The following is a 13465-nucleotide window of genomic DNA, read 5'->3' on the forward strand; positions in this document are numbered from 1 at the left end:
TATGGCAGCTTTATTACTGCTATCTTAATCTTTCTAATCCATAAACTACTTATATCGGAAATTTTCAATAATTTTCTGAACTGCATAAGGCTGCACATATTTAATACAGAAATCGCTAATATGTATCACACCTTCTTCGAGGGGTTCAGCCCACATTGCCGGATAGACCATAATTTTCTTTTAAATTCCTCTCTTTTTGACCGTAATAGAATCTTTTCTTCGTGCATTATCGGAATTAGTATAGCAGAAACTATTTACTAAAATAATTCTAAAAAGTCTTCATCCTTTACCCAAACATTATCTGGTATATATATTTCTCCTCTCTTCTGGATTTCTTTCAAGAAATTATCAATTTCTGTTTTCATATGCTCTGAATCCAATAGACAGATATTTTTCCTTATCCTTTTCCAAAGTGATTTGTATCGTATTGCTAAAAACTCTGCATTCTTCATCAACCAAACTAAAAACGGATGTTCTGCGTTCAATGCACATCTGTCCAAGTTATCCGCATTGGTTAATAGTTTGGTATTGTTATTGAAAGAATGGACAAATGTCATCGGCAAAAGCTCTTTTTCTGCCGCCAGGACAGGGGTTTTCCGTATTCCTGTTATAAAATATTCTATCGCTCCATTCCTGTTAAAATCCCAGCTTATTTCAAACTCTGTTTGCAATAATACCCTCTCAAAAATTTTCAGAAAATATAATCGGGGTTCATCATAATCATAAAATATATTCCAGAATCCTGTAACGGCTATTTCTTCTTTTCCAGATGACAAAGCCATTTTTTCTTTCATATCTTTGATACTCACTCCAGATCTACATTCCAACATTTCTTCAGCTTGTATACAAAACTCTGCATCATTGAGCAAGTCTGTAAATTTGCCGTATTCCATATTCCCATAATAAGATGGATACTGACACCCCAATCCGCTGCTAAAAATTTTTCTTCCCACTAATTCTATGTAACCTGCCGCTTTCATTGGAAACCACCGCACATTCTCCCTGCATCCATTAATTCCCGCTCGGTCGGGAATTAATTTTTCTTCCACTGCAAGGCTATAATAGCCTTTTGTTCCTTTCATGGAAAAACGAATACCTTCACCGCTTTGGCAGCGCCTTGTACTCACCTCCATGCGGCCTCCTTTCAAAAAGCAAGAAAGAATTCCAATTCCAAACTTGCTTATGGGCATAAAATCATAATTTCTTTTATTATCATACTTTAATTTCTTAAACTCATCAGACTGATAATAAGAACGCCCAACCCTGAGGAAATAATTCATAATCGCCTGTTCATCCATACCAATCCCTGAATCATCTATCCTGAACCATTGATTTTCCTCTTTGTCACTCCAATCGCTTACTATTATGTAGTTCTCTTCTTCCCAGTTCCATCTGTAATCCACCGCTCTTCTTGCCCTCACAGCATCTAATGCATTTTGCAGCAACTCTCTGATAAAGGTTACATCCGCGCTGTATAAATCGTCTCCCATCAATAAATCTAAGACATTGTCTGCTTCCAGTGTTAAGCGATATTCTCCGGTCTGATATCCCCGCCTTTCTATATATCTTTCAGCTTTCATGGGAATATTTATCGACTTCCACTTTGCATGACCGTATTGTTTTAATTTTAAACTACAGTTTTCCAGTTCTTCATCTACATAATCCAAGAAATTCATTATCGTATACTCATCTTGCATATCCTCACAGACGGCGCGATAGACCAGCGTTCTGTTTTCCTGCATCAACTTGAATCCATTTGATACCTGATACTTTTTCCATTCTGTCTCTGCTGATGGATTTCCGGTCGTACTTATTTTCTGAAATTCATATAAAACATGGGGCGCCCTACTCATATCAAAGTCCAGAACATCTGCCAGCCTAAGCAATATTGCACACAAAACGTGATCCGTTTCCAAAAATCCATCATACGGCAAATCGTCTTTGCAACCTTCGATCTTCTCTCTAAAACAGTGGCTTTTTAGTTCCTTTTCTCTTTGCTCTTTCGTATAACACATACTATGTCTAATGATATATCCTGCCTACCCCATCCGTACATCTCATAGAAAAAATGTGTGAAATACAACACTCCCTATAATAACTATATAGATCCAACAAATCTCAAATCCCAAGCTTTGTTGGACCTATATGTCATTTTTCTTTGGAACATAAATTACCCCGGCAAACTATCCCTCAGACACAGCACACCCCAGCCCGTTGATGTCAAGTTATTGTCACGAACTTTTTTCTCTTTTTTTCAAGTCCAAAGTCTGCTAATCCGCATATCTTCGTTGGGCTGATGATAAATAGTTGCTAAGTCACCCGAAAATTGATGGGAAATAATTGCTAAGTTGATTTTGCCTGACTGATCCCCTGATCCACACTGAAGTTCCACTCTATCTCAACCCGCTTATCCTTATAAGCATATACCTTTTTAATAAAAGTATCAACCACATCCTGCGTCAATTTGTCAATGTGCGAATACCTGATTATCTGCTTCATATCTTCTTCTGTCTTTTGATATTCTGCTTCCATTACTGCCAACTTCCCAGTTATTTCTTCAATCTTTACAGATAATAAGGCAATTTGCTCTGAAATCTCATTAGAATCATTCTGATAAGCTTCTTTCGTAAGACCACTTAAAGCGTACCTCTCATACAGACTATCTTTCCTTTCTCTTGCCTGTTTCATTTCTGACTGATATTTTTCCAGTTTTTTCTTTAACGATGCTATTCCAGCCTTCTGAAACGAAGTAAGGCTCTGACTTTGCTTTACAGCATCGCCACGAAGCATCAACTCTTTATTCAACATAAACAAAACCGTTTCTTCTAATATATCAGCACTAATATAAGTACAACACTCAGGAATCTGCAATAATGCGTGTTTTCTGCACTCAAATCTCCTGTACCGATTCTTTCCTGTAAGTGGCTTATAATTCAAAGAATAGCCGCACCCACCACAATATAGTTTTCCTGTAAGCGGATGTTTCTCTCGATTCCGTTTTGTGGAATAATCCGGTCTGAATAAAGATAGCTGCATAAATATCTCCTCCGAAATCAGAGCTTCGTGATGATCCTTAATTACTTTCCAATCCTCCATCGGAACAGAAACACCATTTTTACTGCCAACTGACTTTCTTACAGATTTTCCGTATGCCATTTCTCCAAGATAGAATCGGTTATTCAACATTCTTCTAACAGAATTTTCACTCCATGAATGTACTTTTCCATCTGTATATTCTTTATCCGGCTTACGCATCTGCATAATCGTAGGTACATTTTCCTCATGAAGCTGTCTCGCAATCTGTGTACTACTTTTTCCCTGCATGGCAAGAGAAAAGATATATCGTACAATAACAGCTTCGCTTTCATTTACCACAACAGCATTTTTTACTTCTTTGCTTTTTTCATAGCCAAATGGAACCTGTCCAAAAACATACTCCCCATTTGCACATTTATTTTCAAACGAAGCCTTTACCTTCACAGATACGTCCTTACTGTATAAATCATAAAGAAGTGTCTGAAAGGCTGTATCAATCTCTATGGTATTTCCATGATGTTCTCTGCTGTCATAGCGGTCATTAATCGAAATAAACCTTATTCCCATAAACGGAAATATCTGATTTAGATAAGTACCCATTTCAATATAATCTCTCGAAAAACGGGACATGTCTTTTACTATAATACATCGAATTTTATTAGCCTTTACCTCCTTTAGCATTTTCTGCATCCCCGGTCTTTCCATATTGGTTCCGGAGTAGCCATCATCACAAAACTCTACCACCTCATATTTGGATAGTTTAGAATCATGATGTATGTACTTGTATATCTGTTTTCTCTGATTACTAATACTGTTACTCTCATCCTTGTCGCCATCGTCCTCTATTGATAGGCGAAGATACATTGCCAAAGATTCCATCACTTCACCCCTTCCATACAATCAGCCGTGAAGGTAAACAGAACTTCTATTCTCTTTCCCGGATAGACATAGATTTTAGATATAAATGCTTCTACCATTTCCTTTGTTAATTCCTTGCCTGATTTTAGCTTCATCAATGCTCTAATGGCAGACAGGTATCTATCCGACAATTTCTCCAAAGCCTTCACTTCTTTTTTCTGTGTTTCTTCTATCTTCCCCATGTCAATCAGCTTATCATCCTGCTTCATTTTATAAGCCACATAATCTTTTTGGGAAATATTTCCGGTACGATACTCCATATACATATTACCTTCTTCTTCTCGCAGCCGTCTAATTTTACATTCTGTCTCCCTTACATCAGCTTCTGCCTTTTTTACGGCTTCTGAAATGCGTTCTTTTCCAAATTCCACATACTTTTTAGGTTTTTCAAGAAATACTGCAAACTCCTTACGAATAAGGGGCAACAATATATCCACAATTTCTGTTTTGGATATACGGTTTGAGTCCGGACATACTGTAACCTTTGTTTGTCCACCATTTAAACAGAAATAGCCATCCAAACGAGCCTTATCTCCATCGGCATATCTTTTCACATAACTGCTTCGAGTCATTTTTCTTCCACATACTCCACAATATAATACGCTATCAAAGATATTTTCCTCTATCGGATATCCCTTTGTAGGATGATTATGAGAAGCTGTCCTTCGTTTTATCTTCGCCTGTATATCTGATGCTTTTTGATAAAGCTTCATATCTATCAAAGGTTCATGTGCATCTTTCGTAACCACCCATTCCTCCTCCGATTTGTGAATACGATTTCTCTCATTCTTTGCAGTAATACTGGTTTTGCCCTGCACTAAAGTACCTGAATAAGTATCACTTTTCAAAATTCCTTCAACTGCACTCTTATCCCAACCCTTATACTCCTTGTCGTCAGAAGAATGATATACTTCCTTTTTTTTCTTATATATGGCAGGTGGATTGATTTTCCTTCGATTCAACAAATCAGCAACCACTGCATAGCTTTCCGTTTCCACAAATCTCTCATAAATAAATTGCACAATGACTGCTGTATTTTCATCCGGTATCAGCACTCGCCTTTTACCATTCCAATCAGCCACATATCCGTAAGGCGGTGGTCCACCTACATAGGATCCTTCCTCACGCCGTTGTTTCAGATGTATCTTAGCTTTTTTAGAAAAATCCTTTGCATACATGTCATTCACAAGATTTTTGATTTCGGAAGCCATCTGCTTATTTTCGTTTCCCTCTTTTCCGGTATCAAATCCATCTGCAACCGCTATAAATCTAACACCTAAAAACGGAAATATTTTTTCTATATAATTACCTGCTTCCAAATAGTTTCTCCCAAATCTGGACAAATCCTTTACAATAACACAATTAATCTCGCCAAGTCTTATCTCCTGTAATAAACGCTGAAAGTCTTCTCTTTCAAAGTTACTTCCGGTTTTTCCCAAATCAGTATAACACTCGACTATATCAATTACCTCCTCAGTATTCTTCTGATTAAATTCCTCCACAAACTTCCTGGCAATTTCTATCTGCACTTCCACGGACTCGTTTTTCTTTATATCCTGGTCTGAAGAAAGTCTGGCATAAATACCAGCCTTATACCTTTTCACATTACTGCTGACAACAGGCTGCTTTTCAACTGCTTTTCGTTTTGATACTCTACCCATATTTATGCACTCCTTTCTGACAAACACTTGATTTTTTCTCTGCTCTGTATCCTCTTATTCACTTCACTCATTATGCGGTATTGATCTGTGTAATAAAATACAATTTCTATTCTCTGTTCTTCATATACAAGGATTTCCTTTACCATACTGCATAATGTATGACGGTCTATTTCTTTAAGCTCCGCACAATCCTGCATTGTCTTTAACCGCCCTGCTGAGATTACACCATTTTTGAAAAGCTCCTTAATCATAGCTTCCTGCTTTTTCTGTGCATCTTCAAATTCTGTAGCCTTTCGCTTAAACTCACCATGTAGTCGCTCAAACTCTTCTTTGGATATAATCCCACTCTTTAAATCCTCATACAGTCCTGAACAAAGAGAATAATACTTATCCTGTTCCTGCTTCAATCTTGCTATTTCCGTATCATAACGAACAATAGCCTCAAAGTTAGTCTCAAACTCCAACGACTTCTCAAACACTCTCTTTTCTTCCAAAAAATAATTCGCATATCTTCGGATAGATTCAAGTATAATTCTTTTTAATTTTTCTTCCTCTATACTATGTCTGGTGCAGCCTTCCCCTCTGTTTTTTGTAGAACAGATGTAATATACCCTCTGTGTCTCCTTATAACGGTTTACCCTCCGAATCATCTGCTCTCCACAATCTCCACAGAAAAGAATACCTGCAAACAGACTGCTCTTTTCTGAAACAGGACTAACCCTGCTGTCTGCCTTCAACAGATTCTGTACAATCAGAAAATTATCTTCTGAAATAATTGCCTCATGGGTATTCTCTACCTTTATCCAATCCTCTTTGGGCTTCTCCACGCTTTTTTTCAGCCTATAATTTATTTTTTCGGTTTTCCCTTGTATCAGATGTCCTAAATAGGCTTCATTGGTCAATATTCTCTTAATGGTGGAACTGCTCCACATGGACTTAACAGCACCGGAAAAACCACCTTTATAATTACATCCTATAGACTTTTTATATTCTTTAGGAGATAAAACACCTAATCCATTCAACTTTTCTGCAATGGCAGAAACAGCCATACCATCCATTTTCCACTCAAATATTTTCCTTACAATATCTGCTGCATATTCATCAATAACAAGCTGATTCTTATTGTTCTCTGCCTTTCTATACCCATAAAGGGCAAACGGAGCAATACATTCACCATTTTTTCGTTTTACCTCTAACTGACTTTTTACCTTGGTGGATATATCCCTACAATAAGAATCATTGATGAAATTTTTTACAGGCAGTACGATTCCGCTTTCTCCCACATCTGCATGAAAACTGTCATAATGGTCTGTAAGTGCAATAAAACGCACACCAAGAGCCGGGAATACTTTTTGAATGTACCTCCCGGATTCAATATAATCACGACCAAAACGGGACAGGTCTTTTACAATCACGCAATTTACCCTGCCTGCTTCAACATCGTTCATCATTCTTTTAAATTCTGGTCTGTCGAAATTACTGCCCGAAAATCCATCATCAACATAAATATCATATAATTCAATATCCTGCTGTTCATGGATATAGGCTCTGATCAGCTCTCTCTGATTTCCGATACTGTTACTCTCGGATTTCACATTGCCCTTTCCGTCTGTCACATCACCGACATCACTATCGTCCCTTGAAAGACGGAGGTACATGGCTGCTAGAAAATGTTTATTCTTCATATAATCACTCCTGACTTTTAGGTTGTAGTTAGTCATTACCTAAAAGACCAAGAGGATTTTCCTGATTTGTCCTGCTTTTAGGTTAACATAACTTTTCACTTCTTTCAAGGTATTTTTCATTTTTCTTAGATGTGAATTTCTGCTAAATGTCTTAAATATTCCTCCATTTTGTCATCTATACTCGGTCCCTCCTCCTGAAACCTGACCTTTACAACATAATCCTCTATCCGATGAACATAAACATTTTTTGTCTGTCGAGCAAACAGCTCCAGTTTCTTTGCAACCGGAAGTTTTGTATCTATTACAATATCTCTTAAATCCGTTAATGTATTTATATCAACTGTACGGACATCAACGGATGCCATTGCATCAAGTTCTTCATCAGTCAAACAAAACATACACTACCTCTTTCTTTCTGTTAATTCCTATTCTATTATTTAATTGCTTTGTCCTATGCCTTTCTGAGACTGACAAAATCTATTTCTTTTTCCTGCTTTTCGGTATGATTTATATTTACCAGAGTCCCGCCATTCTCTTTCATAAAGTTGAAAAAGTTCATAAGATCATTTATATTGCGACTGATTTTGGAATAATCAGTTATTACCACACCCTGTATTTCTTTTTCTTTAATACACCGTTTTAATTCTTCTATTATCTGAGATTCTGCTAATCCACTTCGTCGCTCCACATATTCGGAAACTATCTGGTATTTTTTCTTTTCACAAAAATCTCTCAATTCATTTCTCTGTATTTCAATTTCTTTATCTGCTTCAAGCTGTTCTTTGTTTCCAACTCTTATATAAATTGCAACATTCATTCATCTGACCTCCAATCCACATTTCATTATATGAATGGCATACTTTGTCCTATCACGGACAAATATGTAAAAGCCGGACGCTCCCGCCCGGCTCTGCTAAATCTACCTTATAATCAGTTATACTTATCAAATACCCCGACCTGCACCTGCACAGCTTCGGTGATTCTTGCAAGGGTATCTTTATCAACCTTACCCATGTTCTCAATGATTCTGCCATAATCAAGGGCTGTCACCTGTTCGCAAAGTGCGATACTGTGCTGTTCCAGCCCCTCGCTCTTATACGCTGACACAAATACATGAGTGGGAAGATTTCTCTTTTTGTTGATTTTGGTGGATAAGGGAACAACCGTTATCACGGTACTGTGCTTGTTCGCCATATTATTACTTACTACCACCACAGGACGCATACTACCCTGAATGCTTCCCTGATACTGCACACCTAAATCAACATATAATATGTCTCCTCGTCTGATCTTCATATCAAGACCTCAGATTTATGATTCTACCAATAGTGGAATAATCCGGGCAGCCTTCCATATACACATGATGTCTTATCTGCATGGTGGAAAGCTCAAATACACTCACACCAATCGCAGCCGCATCATTCAAAAACTCCTCCAAGTCGGACAAATCAGAGGTAAGGTCTGTGAGCTTGTCCACCACAATCATCTGATATTCTCCGTCAAGAAGAAATGTGATAAGCATATTGACTGCATCACGGTCAATATCTCTGTCAGGACCTTTGTTGATTACAACATCATGTCCCAAGACAATTCCTTGCGACATACATTTTTCTCTGGTCTTAGCAACCTTCTTACGGATATTACGCTCCGACTTGTTGGAGTTCATAAATAAACTAGCCGTAGGCATCTGAACCCCGGCATCTCCTGTTACAATTCCTATATTGCACATATTTCTTGTACCTGTTCTTTCATAGATTTTTACAGAGATTACGCCGGCAGTTATCCTCTGAAATAAGAAAGCTGCCCTTCATATAACAATGTATGTGTCAGCTTCCTTATCTCAAAGGACAACATGGCACGAATGCCACATTATCCATAAAAATCAAAAAAGATTTCTTTGAGCTGATTTCTCAATCAGATCCCCCAGCCGGGTAACATACATTGGGACGGCTTCATCCCACACTGCATTTCCGTCATGCCCATCCAGACGGAATCTACAGGGAGCCACTCCCGGAAAATGCGTTTCGCTAAAATTCCGGTGCTGTTTTATCTCATTATCTCCGGCTGCCAATCCGGTAGGCACAAACCTCTGCTTAGAACCTTCACAGGCACAATGCAATCTGCATCGAGGAGCTTCGTCGCACGAAATGGGTTTCTGCCACCCCTATACGTATGCAAACACATTACTAATAAAGGCGAAAATAAAATCAGATGTATGCGTGTCCTATTCAATTTATCAATGTTCAAGCCAACACTCTCTTTAAATCACTTGTCCAGTAATCTTATTAGTCATGTCTAAGTGCTCTTCTTCCGTTGTTGACTATGTATACATTCTACAAAACCAATCTTGTTTTTTTTAGGACCATGTAGGTCGGGTAACTAGTCCTTGTAGGTTGATTTGCTAAATATTTTCTATCACGCACTTCATTATGGCGATTACTTTTGCTTTCTTGATTTCATCCAATCCTTGAAATAAATCATTACATTCTTTGATTTCTTTTCCATTTACCAAGAAATCAATAGTGGTATCAAAATACTTTGACAATATAGACATCAAATCAATAGATGCACCTCTAACTCCTCTCTCAATTCTGCTTACGGTTTCCACGGTTACTCCCAAATCATTTGCCATTTGTTCCTGTGTCACACCTTTTTTCTAACGTAACTCCCTGATTCTTTCTCCACTTTCATTAATGTTGTACATTTTTCCTCTCTTTCCGGCTGATAACCGAAAGAAAGGACTTTATCACCTGCACAAAAAGAGACGCAAAGGAAAGCCGACACTAATCGGTTATCTTTCCCCTGCGTCTCTGGTGCTGTCACACTGACATACAGTGCCGCCCTTGTCAGGTGGCACCCTAATTTAATTTTTTATACTTTGAACACTCCGTTGTCCGATTGTTCAATTAACATCTGCTCGGTATATTTCTTTAAACGAATTACACGTTTGCATTTGTCACATTTTAACTCTATACCTTCCAAATGAAGGTTACTGCCAATACCTGTTATGTAATAATTCAATAATAACTTGTTACAATTATGCCTCCTACACCTAAATTCTACCATCTCTTGATAATCTGACATATTATCTCTCCTTTTGATACAAAAATTTTTCACATCTTTGTACTTGTCAAAGGAAAGGGAATAAACCTTCGCAAGCTATTCTGTCAGGAGTTCCGACACATCCAAAGATGCCCTGACAGTGCTGATCATAAAATTGACGGTATATACTACGTCATATCCATATAATATATCGAACATCCGTTCTTGTCAATCCTAATTTGTTTTCTTCCCCTTCTTTCCGAAACGGGTAGTTTCGTACTCGTGACAAAGATTAGGCTCTATATAAAGCTACTTCAAAGTTACATTCATATTTAATGATCTTTGAGCAGCCTCATAGACTACGTGATACATAGCATCTACATATGCTTGTTCGTCCAGATTTCCACTATCAAAAAATCGCTGACTATTCTTCAGAAACTTTTGGAATCGCGCCATAAATCCTACTGCTTCCTGCTCTGCACTTAGCATTGCATTATGATATAACATCTGTCCCACAAACATCTTTGGGAATATTCTGCCTTCTACAATATAATAGAATTCTTTTTCATCCTTATCCTTTGTGAAATATCCTCCGGATAATTTCATGGTTTCCTTTACAATCTTTTTAACCATATCTGCGGAAACAAAGTTTCGTAAGTTCGCTGTAAAATTTATGGAAAAAGACTTGCAATTATAATAATACGACTCGTCAATATTACAGCTATAACCATCCCCATATTTCAATCTCCTACGCAATGCATTATAGGAGTTGCCATGCGGTGTTTTCCCAATACTCAATGCCAAATCGGAAATTCCCGGTGCAAACACTTTCTTATTTGTAACATCCTTCAACAGATACTCATGAACAATTTCTGCTAATCTTTCTTTATCAATCCTTACACCCACTTCGCTTTCTGGTCTGTCTGTTTTTACCGGAATTTTAACTGCTGATTTTTCAAGATAGTCGGCTGTATCTGCAAATATGGTCATAATTACATTTGAAATGTTATATCTTTTGACAATCTCTTCCTGCATAGAGCCGTCTCTTTTTAAATAACAGGATAATGACTTAATCTTCAAATTTTGTCTGGACTTTGTCTGAGCATTTTGTATTTCTTCTCGAAGTTCCTGCTCTCTTGCCGATATGGCACGTATGATTTCCTTACATGACAATTCCTGTCCCAGCTCCATATCCATTGAAAGTGGATCGTCCATGTAGTTATCTTTTCGAATAGAGTCTACAAACAAATCCACTTTATTATGTATCATAAAAGCAGGTATCTGTTTACTGTAAGTAGCAAAAGCAGTTTTATACAATTCCTGTATTTTTTTCTCATTAGAATCTCCAAATAGAGGAACTACCATCAATAATGCATCCGCATCACCCTGATATAACAAATCACTCAGATAGTCAGCATTATCGTCTTCTGTATTTTCTGCATGGAAAAGTCCCCTCGTATCAAAAATACCAAATGCAACTTTATCCCTATTATCTTTAAAAACAGCATTTGTTTTCCCATTTGACCTGATTATTTTAGTTATCACCTGACTTACCGGAATGTAAATTACTATATCATTACAAAACACTTCCAAAGAAAGTCTCTGACCATTTTGAATATCGTTGGCTGTAAACATGGCATCTATAAACGTCTCATCCGGGTTAGCTAAATAAATTTCCTTATAATAATAGCCATCTTCAGAAATATCTCTTTTACTAAAATATTCAAAAAACACTTCATGGAGCCATTGATTTATTTCTGCAAGAACATCCCACAAGCTTTCACGCAATTTTTCTCCCTGCATATCAATTATTCGTTCCACTTCATTTTTTAGAGCAGATAGAAATTTCGTAGAATTATCTTTTGCTTCACCTTCCGGCAGATTATTTCTAACACTATTATATATTTCATAATTATACTCTGACACATGATAGTTATGGTATATGTCTACCAAATCACTCACAATTTTCGTTTTTTGTTCTTCTGATAAAAAAGATAGTACTGCTTTTGCATTATTCTTTGCTTGCATTTCTTGAACTAAATATTTCTCCAGCTCTTCTTCGTCTCTTCCAACTATGGAAGCCACTACTTTCCCCTGACTTCTAACTACTTTTGCCACAGACGAAACAAATAAATCACTCAAACTCAACTTATCATATGGTTCCATATTTAACTTTACTGCGACTAATAGCTTATCTGTATACTCCTCGGAATACACTAACAACCGTTCCTTTAAAGTTGAATTTGTCCGTCCTACACCTCGTAATAATACTGTTCTGGCTTCTTTGGATGCAAACACCGTTGCAATCTCTGTCTTACCATCTCCCGTACCACCAGTCAATTTTAATACATGTACATGTGGCTGCAAATTCTTATATATGCTCATAAACTTCACCTCCGTATTTTTCACAATAAAAAAGTGTCTTCGACACTTCAGCCCCCTAGCCCCCATTCATGGGGGAATTAGGGGTTTCTTTTTGTGGCGTTTTCCTGCATAATAGTCTCATGAGCATACTTCAAGATATTTTTAGAGACCATTATGAAGAAATAATTTATATTCTACATCCCCGTGACTCTGTCATCGAAAACGTGGATAAAATGATTAACTGTGGCGATCCTGCCTTTGGCGGGGCATTGTATGGCTGTCCCCATTGCGGAAAGTTAAAATTCGTTCCCTTCCGCTGCCACAGCCGTTTTTGCCCTACCTGCGGAAATCTCTACGCCATGCAACGCACCACCTCTATGTCCTTTAAACTCGTCAATGTCCCCCACCGCCACTGTGTTTTTACCATTGATGAGCATCTCCGGGAGTTTTTTCTGGATGACCGTTCTCTCCTTGACTGCCTCTTTCATGCCGTAAACAGTGTTGTTTCCCGCATGTTTTTTAAGCAGAATAAGTCCATGAACTTTACTCCCGGTTTTATCATGGTTCTCCACACCTTTGGCCGGGATTTGAAATGGAACCCTCACATACACTGCCTTATTTCCGAGGGTGGTTACAGCGATAATGGTTTCTGGCGCAATACCAATTACTTCAACTATACCTACCTTCGCAATGCTTTCCGCACTGCCCTGCTCAATGAAATGGAATCCAAAATCGGCTCTTCTTTCAAAAAGACCAAGT

Annotated in this window: 12 protein-coding genes; 1 reads left to right on the forward strand and 11 read right to left on the reverse strand. The window is 37.7% G+C overall.

The window, feature by feature from the left end; all coding sequences use genetic code 11:
- Window positions 1-257 precede the first annotated feature (257 nt).
- The 11 genes from E5329_RS03215 to E5329_RS03270 all read right to left on the reverse strand — a co-directional run bounded on the left by E5329_RS03215 (window position 258) and on the right by E5329_RS03270 (window position 12727).
- Window positions 258-2015, reverse strand: coding sequence for an HD domain-containing protein (locus E5329_RS03215; RefSeq protein WP_135988160.1), 1758 nt, complete (start codon window positions 2013-2015; stop codon window positions 258-260).
- A 328-nt stretch (window positions 2016-2343) separates the two neighbouring features.
- On the reverse strand, window positions 2344-3915 hold the full coding sequence (locus E5329_RS03220) for a recombinase family protein (RefSeq protein ID WP_275442963.1): 1572 nt from the start codon (window positions 3913-3915) through the stop codon (window positions 2344-2346).
- The gene (locus E5329_RS03225; RefSeq protein ID WP_135988162.1) at window positions 3915-5615 is read right to left on the reverse strand and encodes a recombinase family protein; all 1701 of its coding nucleotides are present in this window, start codon (window positions 5613-5615) and stop codon (window positions 3915-3917) included. The genes E5329_RS03220 and E5329_RS03225 overlap by 1 nt, the downstream gene beginning before the upstream one ends.
- Window positions 5616-5617: 2 nt before the next feature.
- Complete coding sequence (locus tag E5329_RS03230) at window positions 5618-7300, reverse strand: recombinase family protein (protein WP_135988163.1); 1683 nt, start codon at window positions 7298-7300, stop codon at window positions 5618-5620.
- Window positions 7301-7425: 125 nt separating this feature from the next.
- Window positions 7426-7698: a DUF6870 family protein gene (locus tag E5329_RS03235; protein ID WP_135988164.1), complete on the reverse strand. Its 273-nt coding sequence runs from the start codon at window positions 7696-7698 to the stop codon at window positions 7426-7428.
- Window positions 7699-7751: 53 nt separating this feature from the next.
- Complete coding sequence (locus tag E5329_RS03240) at window positions 7752-8117, reverse strand: recombinase family protein (protein ID WP_135988165.1); 366 nt, start codon at window positions 8115-8117, stop codon at window positions 7752-7754.
- Window positions 8118-8230: 113 nt separating this feature from the next.
- On the reverse strand, window positions 8231-8596 hold the full coding sequence (locus tag E5329_RS03245) for a type II toxin-antitoxin system PemK/MazF family toxin (protein ID WP_118083920.1): 366 nt from the start codon (window positions 8594-8596) through the stop codon (window positions 8231-8233).
- Between the two features lies 1 nt (window position 8597).
- Window positions 8598-9029, reverse strand: coding sequence for a hypothetical protein (locus tag E5329_RS03250; protein WP_135988166.1), 432 nt, complete (start codon window positions 9027-9029; stop codon window positions 8598-8600).
- A gap of 153 nt (window positions 9030-9182) precedes the next feature.
- Window positions 9183-9383 carry a hypothetical protein gene (locus tag E5329_RS03255; protein ID WP_135988167.1) on the reverse strand — a complete coding sequence of 67 codons (201 nt, stop codon included), beginning with the start codon at window positions 9381-9383 and terminating at the stop codon, window positions 9183-9185.
- Window positions 9384-9701: 318 nt separating this feature from the next.
- The gene (locus E5329_RS03260; RefSeq protein ID WP_275442961.1) at window positions 9702-9947 is read right to left on the reverse strand and encodes a helix-turn-helix domain-containing protein; all 246 of its coding nucleotides are present in this window, start codon (window positions 9945-9947) and stop codon (window positions 9702-9704) included.
- Window positions 9948-10651: 704 nt separating this feature from the next.
- Window positions 10652-12727 (reverse strand): hypothetical protein, encoded by a 2076-nt coding sequence (locus E5329_RS03270; protein WP_135988168.1) that lies wholly within the window; start codon window positions 12725-12727, stop codon window positions 10652-10654.
- A 119-nt stretch (window positions 12728-12846) separates the two neighbouring features.
- Here E5329_RS03270 and E5329_RS32070 point away from each other — a divergent pair.
- Window positions 12847-13465, forward strand: a 619-nt coding sequence (locus E5329_RS32070; protein ID WP_135988169.1) for an IS91 family transposase, incomplete at its 3' end; no start/stop codon positions are given.

Source organism: Petralouisia muris (assembly GCF_004793545.1).
GTDB classification, from domain to species: domain Bacteria; phylum Bacillota; class Clostridia; order Lachnospirales; family Lachnospiraceae; genus Petralouisia; species Petralouisia muris.

What these genes read in the sequence shown, in the direction of transcription:
- E5329_RS03215 (WP_135988160.1), bottom strand. Translation starts at nt 2,015, where the DNA reads ATGTGTTATACGAAAGAGCAAAGAGAAAAGGAACTAAAAAGCCACTGT.
- E5329_RS03220 (WP_275442963.1), bottom strand. Translation starts at nt 3,915, where the DNA reads ATGGAATCTTTGGCAATGTATCTTCGCCTATCAATAGAGGACGATGGC.
- E5329_RS03225 (WP_135988162.1), bottom strand. Translation starts at nt 5,615, where the DNA reads ATGGGTAGAGTATCAAAACGAAAAGCAGTTGAAAAGCAGCCTGTTGTC.
- E5329_RS03230 (WP_135988163.1), bottom strand. Translation starts at nt 7,300, where the DNA reads ATGAAGAATAAACATTTTCTAGCAGCCATGTACCTCCGTCTTTCAAGG.
- E5329_RS03235 (WP_135988164.1), bottom strand. Translation starts at nt 7,698, where the DNA reads ATGTTTTGTTTGACTGATGAAGAACTTGATGCAATGGCATCCGTTGAT.
- E5329_RS03240 (WP_135988165.1), bottom strand. Translation starts at nt 8,117, where the DNA reads ATGAATGTTGCAATTTATATAAGAGTTGGAAACAAAGAACAGCTTGAA.
- E5329_RS03245 (WP_118083920.1), bottom strand. Translation starts at nt 8,596, where the DNA reads ATGAAGATCAGACGAGGAGACATATTATATGTTGATTTAGGTGTGCAG.
- E5329_RS03250 (WP_135988166.1), bottom strand. Translation starts at nt 9,029, where the DNA reads ATGTGCAATATAGGAATTGTAACAGGAGATGCCGGGGTTCAGATGCCT.
- E5329_RS03270 (WP_135988168.1), bottom strand. Translation starts at nt 12,727, where the DNA reads ATGAGCATATATAAGAATTTGCAGCCACATGTACATGTATTAAAATTG.